We start from the raw sequence: 17431 nt of genomic DNA, 5'->3' as shown, positions 1-17431 counted from the left end.
GCCGCTTCGCCGTTCAAGCGATCCAGCGCGTCCCCGACGCGCCCGCGATGGCCTTCGCCGCAGCATCCTCGATGAACACCGCGGGCCTGGTCAGCTCCTTGGTCGCGGGCGTCTCCTCGGTTGCGACAATCGCGTCGTAGGTCGTCACCGCTGCTACCGGCGCCGCTGCTGGCGCGGGCGGCGTCAGGTCAGTCGCCGCACTGGCGGGGACCAAAAGGAGGAGTGCGAGGTTCATGCCCGCCGGATCGCTCAAGCAGCCCTCGCCGCGCAATCAGCCAACCGGGACCTGTTCCGCTTTGGGACGGTTTCGATGGACCGCTGATCGCGGCTAAATAATTACAAAAGAAGGAAAAATGGTGGGCGTGGCAAGGATTGAACTTGCGACCCCTGCGATGTCAACACAGTGCTCTACCACTGAGCTACACGCCCACTCGGGGGCGACTTAGCGACCGCCTCGCCCATCCGCAAGGCGTTGAGCGGGCTTCTTTCCTTTAACTTCGGCGGCGAGATCGTCGAGCGCAGCTGCCACGCCCGGTGGAACCTGGCCTTCCCTTGCCTTGACCATCGCCGACCAGCGAACCACGCCCTGGCGATCGGTCGCTGTCATGCCGAGATAGGGCGCCCCGTCCCACATCACCAACTTCGATGCGAGGGCGAGGTCGCTCGTGCCGGCCCGGCGGACTGCGAAGCCCCGTTGCCCAAGATCGGTGACGATCAACTCGCTGGTTGCGCGCGCAAGCGGATCGTAGGCCGCATTGCCGGTCTCGTTGACGACATCGGCAACACCGATTGCGGACTTACCGGCGTCTCGTGAGACCAACGCGAACGCAATGCCAGCTAACACCAGCGCCGCGATCGCGGACAGGATGAACACGCGCAGCGCGTTCGATTTCTCTGCCCCGCCCGGTCCCTGGCGAAGGCGATAGCCGCGCTTTGGGATGGTCTCGATTAGTCTGGGCTCACGCGCGTCGTCATCCAGCGCTTTGCGCAATTGCCCGATCACCACCGCGACGCTGTTGTCGCTGAGCGCCCGGCCCTGCCAAACGCCGTCGATCAATTGCTCCTGGCTAACGACCTCGCCCCCAGCGTCGCACAGCATCTCCAGTGCCCGCGAAGCGCGCGGTTCGAGCCGGCGGACGTCGGCGCGGCGTCGCAGCTCACCGGTTGCAGGCAAGAAGTCCCAGCCGCCGATCCTATGCCGGCCAACGCTGCGTTCGACGTTCATGCGCTCATCCTAATCGCGGGGAGCGGCCACGGCGAGAGGGGGCCAACCACCCTTCATCGAAACTTTAGCCAATCTTGAATTGCCAGCAGGTCGCGAAGGGGCGGATGCCAGCAGGATCCATTTCGGGAGGGTGTTCAAATGCGCGTATTTGCTGCCGTCTGCTTCGTCTCCGCTTCGTTCATGGCCACGGCCTGCCGCGCCCAACCGGCCGCACCAGCGGCGGAGACGCCGGCGCAGTCGTCGTACCCGAGCGGCCGGTTGATGCCGCCCGAGCCGGTTGCCGAGCATGTCTGGGTCATGCGCCAGCCGCACCGGCTGTGGGCGGCAGTCATCGGCAACGTCGAGATCATTGAGCAGAGCGACGGTGTCGTGCTGGTCGACAGTGGCGGGACGATCGCCGATGGCGAGGACGTGGTGGGCGCCGTCGCGCGGCTGACACCGAAGCCGATCAAGGCAGTGATCATCACTCACTGGCACAACGACCACCCGCTCGGCATCCCGGCGGTGCTTGCGAAATTCCCCAAGACGCGGATCATTGCGACCGAGTGGACCGGCAAAGTCATGGCATACGCTGACGTGCTCAAGGTGGGCATCGGGAAACCCGACGAGAAGCTCGCTAAGACAAGGTTCGACGGAGCCGTCGAGACGAGCGCTGAGTTTCGCAAATCAGCCCAAAATCTCACCCTGCCTAAGGACGAACGTCAGCAATTTGCCATTGAGGCGGCGTGGGTGATGGAGCGCGCCAAACGGCAGCTGCCGAATTACGTCGCGCTCCCCACCGAGACCTTCGCCGACCAGTTAATGGTCGACGACCCACTGACCCCGGTGCAGGCGCTCTATCTGGGTCGCGCGAACACGCGCGGAGACGCGATCGTCTGGCTACCGAAGCAGAAGGTGATGATCAGCGGCGATGCGGTCGTAGCGCCGACGCCGTATGGGTTCAGCGACCTGATGCAGCCGTGGCTGGCGACGCTGGACCGGATGGAAAAGTACGACTTCAAAATCCTCATCCCGGGCCACGGGAGGGTTCAGCGGGACCGGTCCTATCTGGCTACCCTTCGCTGGTCGATGGGCGACATCAAACGTCAGGCGGAAGCGCTCGCGAAGAGCTCCGCCACGCCCGAGCAAGCGGCAAAAAAGTTCGACCGCATGGAACAGCAACGGCGGTTCGGCGCGAACGACGCTTGGACCAAGCGCTGGCTCGACGGTTATTGGCTCGACGGCATGTTCGAGGTGGCGTTCAAGCAAGCGCGGGGCCTGCCGGTGGAATCGGGGACAGACGGCGGCGAGTGATCTGCGTAATGGTGTATTGACACGATAATACACTAGGCATATTCTTCCGACCAACAGGAGGAAGACTATGTACAGCCAGCAAGAGCTAGACGACGCCGTCGCGTCCGGCGTGATCACCGCCGACGCAGCGAACGCGCTACGCGCCCACGTTCAGGGCCAGCGCTCGACGGCCATCCCCGACGAAGAACAATTCCGGCTGATCACCGGCTTCAACGACATTTTTGTGTCGATCGCCGCCGCGATACTGTTGTTTGCGGTCGGCTGGATCGGCCAATCGGTCGGCCAGTCGCTGGACCTGATCATCGGCGAGCGCGGGCCATCGTTCGTTGCGCCCCTGGGTATTGCCGCGACTTCGTGGGGCCTCGCTTTATTCTTCACCGCCAAGCGGCGCATGGCCCTCCCCTCGATCCTGCTGCTGCTGACCTTTGTCGGCGGCGTGTTTGCGACGACCGGAATGGCGGTCGCGCAGGTCGTCGGCGAGAACGCCTTCGACAATAACAACTTGCTGGGCGGCGCAGTCGTTGCGGTCTCGGGCGCTGTCGCGGCCGCTGCCGCATGGCTTCACTGGCGCCGTTTCCGCGTGCCGATCACCGTTGCCGCTGGCGCTGCTTCGGTGGCTGCCATTGCCGCGGGTGGCGTGATGGCCGCGCTGGGGCCGAACGACCCCAATACGAAGAACATCATCCTGGGTGTCGTTCTTGCGCTGGGCATCGGGATCTTTATGTTCGCCATGTGGTGGGACGGGTCGGACCGAGCCCGCCTGACGCGCCGCGCCGACGTCGCCTTCTGGCTGCACCTTCTGGCGGCGCCGATGATCGTGCACCCGGTGTTCACGCTGCTCGGCCTGAACGACGGTCATGCGACCGTCGGCGAGGGTATCGTAGTCATCCTGCTCTACGTGGCACTCGGCATCACCGCGCTCGCGATCGACCGCCGTGCGCTGCTCGTCTCGGCACTGGCTTACGTGCTGTTCGCGATGCAGCAGCTGTTCCGCGAGTTCGGTGCCGTCGAGCTCAACGTCGCGCTGACGGCGCTGGTGATCGGGTCGGCCCTGCTGATGCTGTCGGCCTTCTGGCACCAAGCCCGCGGCGTGATCGTCCGGCCGTTGCCGGAAAGTCTGCGGGAGCGCCTGCCGATCCTCGACCGGACGGTGGCAGCTACCCCACAAGCCGCATAAGCCGGCGCTCGAGCGGAGCCAGGACTCCTGCGAGCTCCTGGCCTCGCTTGAGCACCGCGCCATGCTCTCCGACCAGCGCAAACGCCCCCTGCTTCAATCGAAGCGCGGGGCGTTTTTCAATGCGCACTTCGGGGCGTTCCGAGTGACGGCGATATGCGGCGAAAATCGCCACGTCGGGATCGATCCGAAGCGCATAATCGCGCCAATGCCCGGCGGCGACCATCCGGCCGTACAAGTCGAGGATCCGCATCAGTTCCTTACGGTCGAAGGTGGCAATCCGGCGCCGGTCCCATTGGCTCGGGAACGGCGCGATGACGCTCAAGCGCTCTTTGCCTTCGGCTGCGGCTGGCGGGTCAGCTTCAGCGCCTTCAGTTCCTTGCGCAGCTCGGCGATCTCATCCTCAAGCTCGCACAAGCGCGCCCGGACCGGATCCACGTCTTCGCCGCACGGCGTGCCGTAGGGCATAAAGCCCGGGCTGTAATGGACCGCGTCGACCGGTACCGGCTTGGCAGGGATGCCGACCACGGTCTGACCAGGCGCGACATCCTTGGTGACGACGGAGTTGGCACCGATCTTTGCACCCTCGCCGATCTCGATCGGCCCGAGCACCTGCGCGCCAGACCCGACCACGACGCCGGAGCAAAGTGTTGGGTGGCGCTTGCCGCCGACGCCTGTCGTCGGGTTGGTGCCGCCGAGAGTGACATGCTGATAGATAGTGACGTCGTCATGGATCTCGGCGCTTTCGCCGATCACGCTGAAGCCGTGATCGAGGAAGAATCGCTGACCGATCTTGGCGCCGGGATGGATGTCGATGCCGGTCAGGAATCGGCTGAAATGATTGACCAGGCGGGCGAGGAAATAGAGATGCCCCTCCCAAAGCCAATGCGACAGCCGGTAAAGGCCAAGCGCCCATACGCCGGGGTAAAAGGCCACGTCCCAGCGCGAGCGCGCCGCAGGATCGCGGGATTTGACGGAATCGAGATAAGCGATCAGGCCGGACTGCAAGACGCGTGATACCTTTTGCCGTTGTCCCTATAATTTAAGAGACCGCTTTGAGAATTGCCAGACATGGCCTGGGCCTCTCGGCACGTCCTATTGCGGAAACATCGGCTTTGGGCAAAGCTCACCCTTGCCGGTACAGAAAACCAAAGATTTCACAGCAATTTGATCGTGTGAGCTAAGGGGACAGCGATCTTCTCCGCCTACAATCCGCTCTATTCGCTGGCAGGCTTCCTTGTCGGCATGCTCGTCGGCCTGACCGGGGTCGGCGGCGGATCTCTCATGACGCCGCTGCTGGTTCTGCTGTTCGGCTTTCACCCTGCGACGGCGGTCGGAACCGACCTTCTCTACGCGTCGGTCACCAAAAGCGTGGGCACCGTTGTCCACCACAAGGGTCAGACGGTCGACTGGCGCATCGTGCTTGGCCTCGCGTCGGGAAGCGTCCCCGCCGCCGTCCTGACCCTTTACGTCATGAGCCGGTCCGGCGTGAACGCGACGCACAGTTCCGGAGCGTTGAACCTGCTCCTCGGCTTCGCGCTGATCGTGACCGGCATCGCCGTGATGTTCCGACCACTCATTCTGCGTTTTGCCGGCGACCATATCCACGGCATGACCAGCAGGCGGGTAACCGCCTGGACAGTCGTCCTCGGCGCGACTCTCGGCGTGCTCGTCTCAATAACGTCCGTAGGGGCGGGGGCCTTAGGCACGACTGCGCTATTGATCCTTTATCCAAAGCTCCCGGTCGCGCGCATTGCCGGTAGCGACATTGCCCACGCGGTGCCGCTGACGCTCATTGCCGGCATCGGACACTGGATGATGGGCTCGGTCGATTTTTCCCTAATGGGCGCGCTACTGATCGGGTCGGTCCCGGGGATCATCGTTGGCAGCCTGCTGGGCAGCCGGTCGTCGGACGCATTCTTGCGCCCAATCCTCGCGGTGACCTTGCTCGTTGTTGGGGGCCGGTTGCTCGCCTGATTGTCAGACCGGCGTCACGAATTCGTCGCCCGGCACCCAATTACAAGGACACTCTTCGCCGGTCAGCAAAGCATCGAGCACGCGCAAGGTCTCTTCGGGATTGCGGCCCACGATCTTGGCATTGACGGTGATGTGTTGGATCGCGTTGTCGGGATCAACGATGAACGTTGCGCGCCGCGCCAGCCCTTCGACCGGATCGTGAATGCCCATCGCCTTTGCGAGTTCGCATTTGTCGTCGGCGATCCAGGGGAAGTCGCAGGCCGCGAGATTGCGGTCAGACTTCCTCCACGCGAGGTGCATGGGTGCGGTGTCGGTAGACGCGCCGATCAGGTCGGCGCCGCGCTCATCGAACGACTTCTGCAACTGACCATAGCCGACGATGTCGGTCGGGCAGACGGCCGTAAAATTCTTGGGCCAGAAGAACAGGATCTTCCAGCGGCCGTTTGACGCGCCGAGATCGAGCGTCTCGCCGCTTAAGTCCCCGCCGCGCTGCACGGCCACCGTTATCGACGGAAGTTTGTCATCAATCGTCAGCATCGTGTCACTTTCGCCCTTCATCAATTGCGAACCATCGAGGAAATCGATTATGCGATACGCCATAATCGGGACAGTCGATGAGTCTTCACCTCCCAACCATCAAGCAATTGCAATATCTCGTTGCGCTCCGCCAGCACGGCCATTTCGGGCGCGCGGCAGAAGCCTGCTTCGTCACTCAATCCACCCTTTCCGCGGGCTTACGCGAACTCGAGAGCCTGATGGGGATCACTCTGGTCGAACGCACCCGGCGCGTCGTTCGTTTCACAGCGCTGGGCCAGCGGATTGCTGACAAGGCACTTCGCGTACTGCGCGAAGCTGAGGAGCTGGCAGAGATGGCACGGGCCGAAGGCGAGCCGCTCCATGGCGAGCTCCGCATGGGCGTCATCCCGACGATCGCGCCTTTCCTGCTTCCGGCGATGCTTCCGCGCCTTCGGCAGCAATGGCCAAGCCTCAAACTGTACCTGCGCGAAGAGGCGAGCGCCGCCGCGTGCGAGGCCCTTCACCGCGGCCAGCTGGACTGCGTGCTTCTCGCGCTCCCGTTTGGCTGCGGCGAGGTCGACAGCGCGCCGTTGTTCGATGATCCATTGTTCGTCGCCTTCCCCGCTGCCGAAGCGCCGAAGGCCCCGGCCGTCGACGCGCAGACCATCGACGAAAACCGGCTGCTGCTTCTCGAGGATGGCCACTGCCTGAAGGATCATGCGCTCTCGGCCTGCAACCGGCCGGAGCTACGCGCCAATGCTGCGATGATGGGGACATCGCTGCACACGCTCGTGCAGATGGTCGACAACGGGCTCGGCCTGACCTTCGTCCCCGGGATGGCGATCGATGCCGGAATCCTCACCGGGACGGATGTCGAAGCACGCTCGTTGAGTTCAGACTATAACTATCGTCGAATCGCGCTGATCTGGCGCCGGTCGAGCCCGCGCGAGCGCGAGTTCCAGCTCCTGGCGAAATCCCTGCGACGGATTGTGGGCGGCCACGACGCGAGCGCCGCGGCCGCCTAGAAACGAGATCAAACGAGGTCCGCGTTCATCACCTTCGTCCACGCCTTCACGAAATCGCGGACGAATTTCTCCTCATTGCCACGCTCGGCATAAACTTCGGCGGTCGCGCGAAGCTGGCTGTTCGATCCGAAGATGAGGTCAGTACGGGTTGCGCGCCACCTTTCATGCCGGCCGCCGCGATCGCGCCCGACGAATTCCTCGTCACCGCTCTCGTCCACAACTTCCCAGAAGGTGTCGTTGTCGAGCAGGTTGACGAAGAAGTCGTTTGTCAGGTGGCCCTTGCGGTCGGTGAAGACGCCGTTGGCGCTGTCTCCATGGTTGGCGCCAAGTACGCGCAGGCCGCCGAGGAGCACAGTCATCTCAGGCCCCGACAGACCCAGCAATGACGCCTTGTCGAGCAGCAACTCTTCGGTCTTCACGCTCTGCCGGGTTTTCAGGAAGTTGCGGAAGCCGTCGGCCTGCGGCTCCATCCAGACAAAGCTTTCGACGTCGGTCCACTCTTGCGTCGCGTCGCCACGCCCGCCCGTGAAGGGCACCTCGATCGAAACGCCGCCATCCTTGGCCGCCTTTTCAACCGCGGCCGAGCCCGCGAGGACAATTGCGTCGGCCAGCGACATCGATCCCCGCAGCTCATTGAGCTTGGCTAGCACCTTGGCGAGCTCTTGGGGCTCGTTGACCGTCCAGTTCTTCTGGGGCTCGAGCGCAATGCGCGCGCCGTTCGCGCCGCCGCGATGATCCGACTTGCGGAAGGTCGAGGCGGACGCCCATGCGGTCTTGACCAGCTGCGCAACCGTCAGCCCGCTGCTCAGCACCGCCGATTTGAACGCGGCGATATCTGCGCTCGACGGAGCCGTTCCCTGCGGCACCGGGTCCTGCCAGATCAGGTCTTCCGCTGGCACTTCCGGACCGAGATAACGGGACTTCGGACCCATGTCGCGATGGGTCAGCTTGAACCAGGCGCGGGCAAAGGCGTCGTCAAGCGCCGCCTGATCGTCGCGGAAACGTTCGGAAATGGCGCGGAACTCGGGGTCCATCTTCAGCGCCATGTCGGCCGTCGTCATCATGGTCGGCACACGCTTCGATGGGTCACGCGCGTCCGGCGCCAGGTCTTCCGGATCCGGATTGATCGGTGTCCATTGCTTTGCGCCGGCCGGGCTCGTCACCAGTTCATAGTCGTACTTGAACAGCAGGCGGAAATAGTCGCCGCCCCACTTGGTCGGGTTGTTCGACCACGCACCTTCGATGCCGGAGGTGGTGATGTTGCCCGTCTGGATCTGCTCGTCGTCAGTGAGCCACCCGAGCCCCTGGAGATGAATAGCTTCGGACGCCGGGTCGCTCCCGAAACTCTCGGCGGGCTTGGCGCCGTGCGCCTTGCCGAAAGCATGGCCGCCGGCGGTCAGTGCGACGGTTTCTTCCGAATTCATCGCCATGCGCAGGAAGGTCGCCTTCATGTCGCGCGCCGAGAGGAGCGGATCGGGATTTCCGCCCGGGCCTTCCGGATTGACGTAGATGAGGCCCATCTGGATCGCTGCAAGCGGCCCTTCGAGCTCCAGTTCTTCCTCAGGCATAATGCGCGTCTTGGCGCCCTGGTTGACCCAGATCTCCTCCGCGCCCCAGAACGTGTCGCCCTCGGACTGGTAGACGTCCTTGCGGCCTCCACCGAAGCCGAACACGGGCCCGCCCATCGATTCGATCGCGACGTTGCCGGCGAGGATGAACAGGTCGGCCCAGCTGATCGACTGGCCATACTTCTGCTTGATCGGCCACAGCAGGCGCCGCGCCTTGTCCAGATTGCCGTTGTCCGGCCAGCTGTTGAGCGGTTCGAACCGCTGTTGGCCGCTCGAAGCCCCACCCCGGCCATCGGTGATGCGATAAGTGCCGGCCGCGTGCCACGCCATGCGGATCATGAAGGGGCCGTAGTGGCCATAGTCGGCCGGCCACCACGGCTTGCTGTCTGTCATCAGCGCCGTGAGGTCCGCCTTCAACGCCTGATAGTCGAGCTTCTTGAAGGCTTCGGCGTAATTGAAGTCCTCGCCCATCGGGTCGGGCGACACGCCGTGTTGGTGGAGCATGTCGACCGGAAGCGCTTCGGGCCACCAATCCTTGTTGGTGCGGCCAAGCAGCGAGCGCACCTGGGTGCCTTTCATCGGGCAACCGCCGCCGATATCGCCGGTCTTTGCGTCCATGATCCCTCTCCAAAAATTAAAATGTCGTGTGCGAGCCCTAGGCGCGGGCTGTCATCGATTGAAACGACTAAATTTTGTTAGAGAGACATAGAAAATCGATTAGTCGGTCAATCCATGTGCCGGATGCCGATGCGCAAATAATCGTAGCCCGTCACCAAGGTCAGCGCCGCAGCGAGCCAGAGGCACGCCAAGCCGACCAGATGGACCCACGGCATCTCCGGTGCCGAGCCACCAAGGATCAAGGCGCCGAGCGCGACCATCTGGAAGGTCGTTTTCCATTTCGCGAGCGCGCTGACGGGCACCGAAACCTTGAGCTCGGCCAGAAACTCGCGGAGGCCTGAGACGATGATTTCGCGCAGCAGGATGACCAACGCCGGGATGATGTTGAGACCGGCGATCTCGGGCACCGGGTTCGCCTTGCGGCTCGAGATCAGCATGATGAGCACCGCACCGACCATGATCTTGTCGGCGATCGGATCGAGGAATTGACCGAGGCGCGAAATCCTGCCCTGCGCGCGCGCCAGGTAGCCGTCGAAATAGTCGGTGATCCCGACAACGCAGTAGAGGACGAACGTGATCGCATAATCGAGCGGCGCCGGGCGCCACAGCAGGAACACCAGGATCGGCACCGCGAAGATGCGGGACAGGGTCAGGAGGTTCGGTAGCGACAACATCGTTTCAAACCGTGCCGTTATAAGGTTTGGCGGCATGCGCAAAGCTGGCTATGCCTTCGCCCCAACGTCCATGGCACCCCCAGCGCCCCAGCTTTGATCCAGAACGTCGCCCATCTCCTCCGCGCGCGGCGGTTCGTTCCGCTGTTCGCGACCCAATTCCTCGGCGCGTTCAACGACAGCCTGTTCAAGCAGGCCGTGGTACTGTTTGTCACCTACCAGCTCTATTCAAACCCGGCGAAAGAGTTTCAGTTCAGCGCGATAGCGCAGGGCCTGTTCATCCTCCCGTTCTTCCTCTTTTCGGCGCTGTCAGGGCAGCTTGCCGACGACCATGACAAGGCGCGGCTGATCCGCATCATCAAGCTCGCGGAAATCGGGATCATGATCCTCGGCGGAGCGGGACTGATGCTCGCCAACATCCCGCTGATGCTGATCGCGGTCGGGCTCATGGGCGTTCATTCGACATTCTTCGGGCCAATCAAGTACGCAATCCTGCCGCAGCACCTGCGCAAGGACGAAGTGCTGGGAGGCACCGGCCTCGTCGAAGCTGGAACCTATATCGCCATCCTCGGCGGGACGATCCTCGCCGGCGTGCTGGCCGCTGCGCCATCGATCGCGGCTGCCGCGACGGTGGGCATCGCAATCATCGGCTTCCTCGCAGGGCGACAGGTCCCCCCTGCCCCGCCGGCCGCGGAGCGCATCCCGTTCAATTGGCACATCATCCGCGCCTCGATCGCGCTTGTCAGCGCGACCATGCACATCCGGCGCCTGTTCCTGGCGATCTGCTCGATCAGTTTCTTTTGGACGATCGGTGCGGTGCTGATCATCATCTTCCCGCCGCTCGTGAAGAATGTGCTCGGCGCGAACGAGCAGGTCGCGAGCCTATTCATCGCCATCTTCTCGATCGGCATCGCTATTGGGTCCATCCTCATCAACCGCCTGCTCAAGAGCGAGGTCTCGGCGAGGTTTGCACCAGCGTCGGTCGTCGCCATGGGCCTATTCGTGCTCATGCTCCACTTCACCGCACTCGCCTGGGGCAAGCATGGGCCCGAACTGACGACGCTCGGCAATTTCGTGTTCCATCCGATGGCCGGGCTGATGATCGTGTGCCTGCTCGGCGTCGCAATCACCGGCGGGATGTTCGTGGTCCCACTCTACGCCTTCCTGACGACGACCGTGCCCAAGACCGAAACGGCGCGAACGGTCGCTGCGAACAACATCGTCAATTCAGGGGCGATGGTGATTGGGTCGCTGATGGCGTTCGCGCTGAGCAGCATGGGCGTCGGGCCCACCGGGCAGCTTCTTTTGGTGGCGGCGATGTGCCTCGTCTCGGCCTGGCTCGGGTGGAAGCTCCACCTGGCTTGTGACTAGGGCCCGCGACTAAGCGATCAGGACCGAGACGAACAGGAAGCCGACCGCGAAAGTCGACAGGAACAGCTTCAAATCATCGCTCAGGAGCGGCGCGGCAGCCACTGCCGGCGCCCAGTGCCGAACAGGACCACGGCCGAACGCTCGCGGATGCGGCGCAAAGGCTGGTCGAGCAAGCTGCATGGCAAATCCTTAACGCGGTTTTTACCATGTTCAAAACTCGCAAAATGCGTGACGGAGCCATCCGTCCCGCAGCGGGACAGACGGTCAATTCCGATCAGTGGGGAGGCTTAAGCCTGGGCGGCTTGGGGAGGCTGTTGTTCGCCCGTGCGCTCGCGGGCGGCAAGCAGGTCACGAGCCTGGTGAGCCGGCATCGGCTTGCCGAAATACCAGCCTTGGCCGATCGCGCAGCCAAGCCGAACGACAGTGTCGAACGCGGCTTCGGTCTCGATCCCCTCGACGCACACCGGAACGGACAGAGCGCCCGCAAGGGTGGTGACCGCGCGGATAATCGCCAGGCTTTCCTTCTTAACGTGGATGTTGCTGACGAAGCTCCGATCGATCTTGATGATGTCGAACGGCAGCGAGCGCAGGTGCGACAGCGACGAAAAGCCGGTGCCGAAATCGTCCAGCGCGAGGCGGACACCCTGGTTCTTCAGGCTCGTGACGATCGAGCGCGCAAAATCGATGTCGGCGAACAGCGAGCTCTCGGTAACTTCGACCACCAGCCGTTCGGCTGGGAAGCCGGTCTCGGCGAGGATCCGGACGATCCGCTGGGCAAGCCACCCATCAGTGAGCTGCGTCGGGGAGATGTTGACCGAAATCTTGATTGCTGGGTCCCAGCTGGCGGCTTCGCGAAGGGCTTCGCCGATCACCTGTTCGGACAGGCGCCCGATGAGCCCGATTTCTTCCGCGACGGGGATGAAGACATCGGGGCCGATGATTCCCGACAATGGATGAGTCCACCGCGCCAGAACTTCGAAGCCGACGATTTCGCCGGTCTCAAAACTAACCTGCGGTTCGAAGTAAGGGACGAACTGTCCGTGATCGAGACCGTAGCGGATGCCCTGCTCGATCTCGCCCTGTGCGACGAGCGCGCGCTCCATGCCGGCATCGAACCACACGGGCCGCGCGACGCGGCCGCTGCGGGCATGATCCATGGCGATGTCGGCACGGCGAAGGATATCGGGAATGCTGGCACCGGCTCCCGGCGCGGTGGCGATGCCGGCGAACGCACCAACCTGGATGATCCGCTCGTCGAACATGAAGGGCCGCGTCGCAGCCCGAAGCACCGCCTCGGCGGTTTCCTCCGCGGGCGCGAGATTGCCCGGCTCCAGCACTTGCGCAACGGCGAATTCGTCACCGCTCAAACGAGCGACCACGGCGTCGGAACCCAGCTCATCGGCGAGAGCGGCGGCGATGCCCTTGAGCAAGCGATCGCCGGTCTCGTAGCCATGCTGATCGTTCACCGTCTTGAACCGGTTGATCTGGAAGGAGACGATGCCGAGACTTCTGCTCGACACCGCAGCGTCCGCGGCCAATTCTGCCGCCCGATCCGCGAAACCCTTGCGGTTATAGAGGCCGGTCACGGGGTCGGTGCTGGCTAATACCGCCGCCCGTTTCTCGTGTTCGGCGCGCATCTCCGCTTCGTGCTGAAGGTCGACGTAACGGCGCCACCCGAACAAGATGAGCGCCACATTAAGCGTTAGAGCCGTGCTTGCGATCCGGACTTCGGGACCGAACTCGCCGGCGATGCGCAGGTGACGGAAGAAGGCGCTGCCATTCCAGATGAGCAGCATCACCGCAGTGATCAGGACGACAAGCACGACGACGTCGCGCTGAGCGTTCTCAAGACGCGAACTGGGTGTGTCGGTCACCGAAGATACATCCGAACTGGTCACGACTTTAGCCGTTAACCCGCGAACGCTTAACAAATTCCTCTTGAATGGCCGATTTTGACCTTATCTTTGGATAATAGGCCCGCGTCGGCGCTTCGAAAGGCCTGTAACACGAGTTGGTGCGGACGGTGGGAATCGAACCCACACTCCCTATTGGGAAGAGGATTTTAAGTCCCCAGCGTCTACCGTTCCGCCACGTCCGCTAAGCTCCGGCGACGGTAGTGCACGAGCCGGCTTATTCCGCGGTCACTTCCTGCAGGTTTAAGCGCTCGCGCATTTCCTTGCCCGGCTTGAAATAGGGCACTCGCTTGGCATCGACCGACACGGATTCGCCGGTGCGCGGGTTGCGCCCCAGCCGCGCATCGCGCTGACGCGTTGAGAACGCTCCGAAGCCGCGCAGCTCGACGCGTCCGCCATGAGCGAGTTGCTCAGTGATCGAGTCGAAAATGGCGCTGACCACACCCTCGACTTCACGTTGCGTGAGGTCGGGAAAATCGGTGCACAGCTTCTGCACCAGCTCAGAACGGATCATCGGCTTCCCCGCGAAAGGAGTTGGTCCGGTCCCTTTACTCCCCCGAATACGAGGGACCGATTTGCGCAGGCTGTCAGGAAAATTTGCCCGACGCAAGAAGGATTTAAGCGGCGTCTCACGAGGAAACGCCGCTTTTTCCCGTTACTTTTTCTTCTTGGTGGCCTTCTTTTCCTCGGACGGTTCGCCCTCGGCGGCAGCCTCAGCCGTCTCGGCCTTGTCCGCCTTTGCAGCCTTGGCTGGAGCAGCCTTCTCAGCCTTCTCAGCCTTCTCAGCCTTGGCGGGCTTTGCTGCGGACTTGCTCTCCTTGGCGGACGCTTCGGCCTTTTCCTTCAGCGCGGCGCCGAGGATGTCGCCAAGCGACGCCCCCGAGTCCGAGCTGCCGTACTGGGCCACGGCCTGCTTCTCTTCGGCGATCTGCATCGCCTTGATCGAGAAATTCGGCTTCTTCGAACGGTCAAACCCGACGACCATCGCGTCGAACTTCTGGCCGACCTGGAAGCGCTCTGCGCGCTGCTCGTCGCGGTCGCGGCCAAGGTCGCCACGCTTGAGGAAGCCGGTCGCGCCATCGTCGCCGACCTGCACGTCGAGGCCTGCGTCCTGGACCGCGCGAACCGTGACTGTGACGACCTCGCCCTTGCGAACACCACCGGCTGCCGATGCGCCCGCGCCTGCGCCTGCGCCGACACCCTTGCCGCCGCCGCCTTCGAGCTGCTTCATGCCGAGGCTGATGCGCTCCTTCTCGACGTCGACGTCGAGAACCTGCGCCTTCACCATCTCACCCTTGCGGTGGAGCTGAAGCGCTTCCTCGCCCGAAACACCCCAAGCGATGTCCGACATGTGCACCATGCCGTCGACGTCGCCCTCGAGCCCGATGAACAGGCCGAATTCGGTCGCATTCTTGACTTCGCCCTCGACGGTCGAGCCGACCGGATGAGCCGATGCGAAAGCTTCCCACGGGTTCGACTGGGCCTGCTTGAGACCGAGCGAAATGCGGCGCTTTTCCTCGTCGACCTCGAGCACCTTCACGTCGACCTCTTGCGAAGTGCTGACGATCTTGCCCGGGTGGACGTTCTTCTTGGTCCAGCTCATTTCGGAAACGTGGACCAAGCCTTCGATGCCCGGCTCAAGCTCGACGAACGCGCCATATTCGGTGATGTTCGTCACTCGGCCGCTGAAGGTGCCGCCGATCGCATATTTGGCGGCCGCGCCTTCCCACGGATCGCTCTCGAGCTGCTTCATGCCAAGGCTGATGCGCTGCGTGTCGCGGTTGATGCGGATGATCTGCACCTTCACCGTGTCGCCGATGTTGAGCACCTCTGAGGGGTGATTGACGCGCTTGTACGAAATGTCCGTGACGTGGAGCAGGCCGTCGATGCCGCCCAGGTCGACGAACGCGCCATAATCGGTGATGTTCTTGACCACGCCCTCGATGACCTGGCCCTCGGCGAGGCTCTGGATGAGGCCGCTGCGCTGCTCGGCGCGGGTCTCTTCCAGGATCGCGCGGCGCGACACGACGATGTTGCCGCGGCGACGGTCCATCTTGAGGATCTGGAACGGCTGCGGGAGGTCCATCAGCGGACCGACGTCGCGAACCGGGCGAATGTCGACCTGGCTGCCGGGCAGGAAGGCCACGGCGCCGCCGAGATCGACGGTGAAGCCACCCTTCACGCGGCCGAAGATCACGCCCTCGACGCGGTTGCCGGCTTCGAATTCCTTTTCGAGCTTGTCCCAGGCGGCTTCGCGGCGCGCGCGGTCGCGCGACAGCATCGCTTCACCCTGGCTGTTCTCGACGCGGTCGACGTAGACCTCGACCTCGTCACCGACGTTGAGCTCGGCCTTCTGGCCCGGCGCGGCAAACTCGCGCAGCGCAACGCGCCCTTCCGACTTCAAGCCGACGTCGATCACCGCCATGTCGTTTTCGATTGCGGTGACTTTGCCCTTCACCACCTTGCCTTCGAAGGCTTCATTCTCGCCGCCGAGGCTTTCATTGAGGAGGGCCGCGAAATCGTCGCGGGTCGGGAAGGTCGTGGTAGCCATAAGTCTCTTGTGTCTCTCGTATCAATCGGGCCTGCCGCGTGGCCGCCACCATGGCGGGCCTTCACATGCGGACCTGGTCAAATTCACTGCCGTGGTCAGCTCATCCGGCCACGGCATCCGATCGGCTTCCCATCCACGGAAAAAAGCGCGTCCCGGCCCCGGTCTGAACCGGTCTACCGTACGCGCTCGCCGAAGGACGGGCTGCCGCAGACGCTAAATGAGCATCGGTCGGACGGGCGCGCCTTAGCGGAGGCGCCTCCGAAGAGCAAGAACGGGCGCCGGTAGGAATTTTCCTATTGCATCATAGGAACAAATAGGGAACATGCTTCCGTTCAGCTCGGAGTCGGTTGTAATGCTTGTTCTCGATCCGCCACTCCTGATTGCCGTCGCTGCGGTGATCAGCAGCCTGTCCGCGTTCATTTGGGCGGTGCGCCGCAAGCCTTGACCGGCTAAGCGGGGTGCATGTTCGCTGACTGGGAAAACTTCTACCTGATCGTCGGACCGTCGGCGGGCGCGCTGATCGGCCTGATGTTCGTCGTGGTCACGCTGACCCAGGGCCGCGACCGCGAGGCGATGGAAGCCGGGAAGCATCTCTACACGTCGCCGATCGTCTGGCACCTCGCCGTCGTCATGGCGATGAGCGCCGCAGCGGTAGCGCCGCCGATGACACCCCAGCTATTCGGGATCTTAAGCGGCGGACTTGCACTGCTTGGTGTCGCGATGGGAATCCGGAGCACGGTGGGCATTGCCCGCGCGCAATTGACCGGGCCCAAGGACAGTATCTTCGATACCTGGTGGTACGGAGTGATGCCGACCGTGGCATACGTAGGGCTGGGTGGAGCCTCGATCGCGCTGTTGACCGGCGCCGAATGGAGCGAGAGCGCGATTGGGGCCGCACTGATGGCCCTGCTTCTGGTGAGCATCCACGCCGAATGGGATCTGGTGACCTTCCTTGCGCCCATGGCCAAGGAAGCCGAACGAAAAGAGCGCAAGGCGAAGCGCTAGAGCTCCTTCGTCATTTCAATCATCGTCCGTCGGAATCCCTCGCGCTCGAACAGCTGGTGCGCGCCATGGTTCTTCTCCGCCGTCGACAGCACAGCGCGCGGAGCTCCACGCTTGGCCAGTTCGGCAAGCGCCGCATCGAGCAGCTTCTTCCCTACCCCTCGGCCACGGTGCTCCGGATCGACGACGAGGTCGTAGACCGCGCCTGCCGGTCCTCGCAACGCCATGTAGTCAAACCCCTCAAGCCCGAAGAAGACATAACCGACCACGGTCCCGCCTTGCTCGGCGACAAGGACCATTCGATGGTCCGCATCAATGTGGGAGACGAGGAAATGGCCGTACGCCTGTGGCATGTCCGGCAGTGGTGCGAGGAAGCGCCGCGGGTCGAACTCGTAATGCTCCTGAACCAGCATCGCGCCGAGGCTTCCAAGGACGCTTTCGTCCGCGAGCGTTGCCGATCGGATGGTCGTGGAAGCCGTCATTCGGGGCGATCTTGCATGTGCCGCGGTCGAAGAAAAGCGGCGAAC

Annotated in this window: 17 protein-coding genes, 2 tRNA genes and 1 pseudogene; 6 read left to right on the top strand and 14 right to left on the bottom strand. The window is 63.3% G+C overall.

Annotated elements, in window-relative coordinates; translation table 11 throughout:
- Positions 1–13: 13 nt before the first annotated feature.
- The 3 genes from AC4K8G_RS11925 to AC4K8G_RS11915 all read right to left on the bottom strand — a co-directional run bounded on the left by AC4K8G_RS11925 (position 14) and on the right by AC4K8G_RS11915 (position 1225).
- Entirely contained in the window at positions 14–235 is a 222-nt protein-coding gene (locus tag AC4K8G_RS11925) for a hypothetical protein (protein WP_491734358.1), read from the bottom strand.
- A 119-nt stretch (positions 236–354) separates the two neighbouring features.
- Positions 355–429: transfer RNA gene (locus tag AC4K8G_RS11920), tRNA-Val, on the bottom strand.
- Between the two features lie 13 nt (positions 430–442).
- Positions 443–1225: a winged helix-turn-helix domain-containing protein gene (locus tag AC4K8G_RS11915; RefSeq protein ID WP_491734357.1), complete on the bottom strand. Its 783-nt coding sequence runs from the start codon at positions 1223–1225 to the stop codon at positions 443–445.
- Between the two features lie 138 nt (positions 1226–1363).
- On the opposite strand from AC4K8G_RS11915, the gene AC4K8G_RS11910 reads away from it, so the two are divergent.
- The gene (locus AC4K8G_RS11910) at positions 1364–2518 is read left to right on the top strand and encodes an MBL fold metallo-hydrolase (protein ID WP_491734356.1); all 1155 of its coding nucleotides are present in this window, start codon (positions 1364–1366) and stop codon (positions 2516–2518) included.
- Between the two features lie 67 nt (positions 2519–2585).
- Positions 2586–3695, top strand: coding sequence for a hypothetical protein (locus AC4K8G_RS11905; RefSeq protein ID WP_491734355.1), 1110 nt, complete (start codon positions 2586–2588; stop codon positions 3693–3695).
- Here the strand turns inward: AC4K8G_RS11905 and AC4K8G_RS11900 are convergent.
- Together AC4K8G_RS11900 and epsC are read right to left on the bottom strand one after the other, a co-directional pair.
- Positions 3676–4017 carry a DUF2794 domain-containing protein gene (locus tag AC4K8G_RS11900; protein ID WP_491734354.1) on the bottom strand — a complete coding sequence of 114 codons (342 nt, stop codon included), beginning with the start codon at positions 4015–4017 and terminating at the stop codon, positions 3676–3678. The genes AC4K8G_RS11905 and AC4K8G_RS11900 overlap by 20 nt on opposite strands.
- Complete coding sequence (epsC, locus tag AC4K8G_RS11895) at positions 4014–4700, bottom strand: serine O-acetyltransferase EpsC (protein WP_491734353.1); 687 nt, start codon at positions 4698–4700, stop codon at positions 4014–4016. The genes AC4K8G_RS11900 and epsC overlap by 4 nt, the downstream gene beginning before the upstream one ends.
- 237 nt (positions 4701–4937) lie before the next feature.
- On the opposite strand from epsC, the gene AC4K8G_RS11890 reads away from it, so the two are divergent.
- Positions 4938–5669 (top strand): sulfite exporter TauE/SafE family protein, encoded by a 732-nt coding sequence (locus AC4K8G_RS11890; RefSeq protein WP_491734352.1) that lies wholly within the window; start codon positions 4938–4940, stop codon positions 5667–5669.
- Between the two features lie 3 nt (positions 5670–5672).
- Here AC4K8G_RS11890 and AC4K8G_RS11885 read toward each other — a convergent pair whose 3' ends face one another.
- A complete protein-coding gene (locus tag AC4K8G_RS11885) occupies positions 5673–6206 on the bottom strand; it encodes a peroxiredoxin (protein WP_491734460.1) in 534 nt (177 codons plus the stop codon).
- A gap of 77 nt (positions 6207–6283) precedes the next feature.
- On the opposite strand from AC4K8G_RS11885, the gene AC4K8G_RS11880 reads away from it, so the two are divergent.
- Positions 6284–7210, top strand: a complete 927-nt coding sequence (locus AC4K8G_RS11880; RefSeq protein WP_491734351.1) for a LysR substrate-binding domain-containing protein — start codon at positions 6284–6286, stop codon at positions 7208–7210.
- 8 nt (positions 7211–7218) lie between these two features.
- On the opposite strand, the gene katG is transcribed toward AC4K8G_RS11880, so the two are convergent.
- Both katG and pgsA read right to left on the bottom strand, forming a co-directional pair.
- A complete protein-coding gene (gene katG / locus AC4K8G_RS11875) occupies positions 7219–9396 on the bottom strand; it encodes a catalase/peroxidase HPI (RefSeq protein WP_491734350.1) in 2178 nt (725 codons plus the stop codon).
- Positions 9397–9503: 107 nt separating this feature from the next.
- A complete protein-coding gene (gene pgsA / locus AC4K8G_RS11870; protein WP_491734349.1) occupies positions 9504–10070 on the bottom strand; it encodes a CDP-diacylglycerol--glycerol-3-phosphate 3-phosphatidyltransferase in 567 nt (188 codons plus the stop codon).
- A 96-nt stretch (positions 10071–10166) separates the two neighbouring features.
- Here pgsA and AC4K8G_RS11865 point away from each other — a divergent pair, with 96 nt between their 5' ends.
- Positions 10167–11438 (top strand): MFS transporter, encoded by a 1272-nt coding sequence (locus tag AC4K8G_RS11865; protein ID WP_491734459.1) that lies wholly within the window; start codon positions 10167–10169, stop codon positions 11436–11438.
- 9 nt (positions 11439–11447) lie between these two features.
- Here AC4K8G_RS11865 and AC4K8G_RS11860 read toward each other — a convergent pair whose 3' ends face one another.
- The 5 genes and pseudogenes from AC4K8G_RS11860 to rpsA form a co-directional block, all read right to left on the bottom strand.
- Positions 11448–11618 (bottom strand): hypothetical protein, encoded by a 171-nt coding sequence (locus tag AC4K8G_RS11860; RefSeq protein WP_491734348.1) that lies wholly within the window; start codon positions 11616–11618, stop codon positions 11448–11450.
- 107 nt (positions 11619–11725) lie between these two features.
- Positions 11726–13336 (bottom strand): putative bifunctional diguanylate cyclase/phosphodiesterase, encoded by a 1611-nt coding sequence (locus AC4K8G_RS11855; RefSeq protein ID WP_491734347.1) that lies wholly within the window; start codon positions 13334–13336, stop codon positions 11726–11728.
- A gap of 114 nt (positions 13337–13450) precedes the next feature.
- Positions 13451–13536, bottom strand: a tRNA-Leu gene (locus AC4K8G_RS11850).
- Between the two features lie 32 nt (positions 13537–13568).
- A complete protein-coding gene (locus AC4K8G_RS11845) occupies positions 13569–13865 on the bottom strand; it encodes an integration host factor subunit beta (RefSeq protein WP_491734346.1) in 297 nt (98 codons plus the stop codon).
- A 315-nt stretch (positions 13866–14180) separates the two neighbouring features.
- Positions 14181–15902: pseudogene (rpsA, locus tag AC4K8G_RS11840) on the bottom strand (30S ribosomal protein S1); the annotation flags it as partial.
- Positions 15903–16364: 462 nt separating this feature from the next.
- Here rpsA and AC4K8G_RS11835 point away from each other — a divergent pair.
- On the top strand, positions 16365–16907 hold the full coding sequence (locus AC4K8G_RS11835; protein WP_491734345.1) for a hypothetical protein: 543 nt from the start codon (positions 16365–16367) through the stop codon (positions 16905–16907).
- Here the strand turns inward: AC4K8G_RS11835 and AC4K8G_RS11830 are convergent.
- Positions 16904–17386: a GNAT family N-acetyltransferase gene (locus tag AC4K8G_RS11830; protein ID WP_491734344.1), complete on the bottom strand. Its 483-nt coding sequence runs from the start codon at positions 17384–17386 to the stop codon at positions 16904–16906. The two genes, AC4K8G_RS11835 and AC4K8G_RS11830, sit on opposite strands and share 4 nt — an antisense overlap.
- Positions 17387–17431: the final 45 nt, after the last annotated feature.

The organism is Sphingomonas sp. SP3 (assembly GCF_058514305.1).
The sequence above is the reverse complement of the archived record's forward strand: the minus strand, read 5'-3'. Positions and strand labels throughout refer to the sequence as shown.

Bases quoted from the DNA above. Each gene is read 5' to 3' on its own strand.
- AC4K8G_RS11925 (WP_491734358.1), bottom strand. From the start codon at position 235: ATGAACCTCGCACTCCTCCTTTTGGTCCCCGCCAGTGCGGCGACTGAC.
- AC4K8G_RS11915 (WP_491734357.1), bottom strand. From the start codon at position 1,225: ATGAACGTCGAACGCAGCGTTGGCCGGCATAGGATCGGCGGCTGGGAC.
- AC4K8G_RS11910 (WP_491734356.1), top strand. From the start codon at position 1,364: ATGCGCGTATTTGCTGCCGTCTGCTTCGTCTCCGCTTCGTTCATGGCC.
- AC4K8G_RS11905 (WP_491734355.1), top strand. From the start codon at position 2,586: ATGTACAGCCAGCAAGAGCTAGACGACGCCGTCGCGTCCGGCGTGATC.
- AC4K8G_RS11890 (WP_491734352.1), top strand. From the start codon at position 4,938: ATGCTCGTCGGCCTGACCGGGGTCGGCGGCGGATCTCTCATGACGCCG.
- AC4K8G_RS11885 (WP_491734460.1), bottom strand. From the start codon at position 6,206: ATGCTGACGATTGATGACAAACTTCCGTCGATAACGGTGGCCGTGCAG.
- AC4K8G_RS11880 (WP_491734351.1), top strand. From the start codon at position 6,284: ATGAGTCTTCACCTCCCAACCATCAAGCAATTGCAATATCTCGTTGCG.
- katG (WP_491734350.1), bottom strand. From the start codon at position 9,396: ATGGACGCAAAGACCGGCGATATCGGCGGCGGTTGCCCGATGAAAGGC.
- pgsA (WP_491734349.1), bottom strand. From the start codon at position 10,070: ATGTTGTCGCTACCGAACCTCCTGACCCTGTCCCGCATCTTCGCGGTG.
- AC4K8G_RS11860 (WP_491734348.1), bottom strand. From the start codon at position 11,618: ATGCAGCTTGCTCGACCAGCCTTTGCGCCGCATCCGCGAGCGTTCGGC.
- AC4K8G_RS11845 (WP_491734346.1), bottom strand. From the start codon at position 13,865: ATGATCCGTTCTGAGCTGGTGCAGAAGCTGTGCACCGATTTTCCCGAC.
- AC4K8G_RS11835 (WP_491734345.1), top strand. From the start codon at position 16,365: ATGTTCGCTGACTGGGAAAACTTCTACCTGATCGTCGGACCGTCGGCG.
- AC4K8G_RS11830 (WP_491734344.1), bottom strand. From the start codon at position 17,386: ATGACGGCTTCCACGACCATCCGATCGGCAACGCTCGCGGACGAAAGC.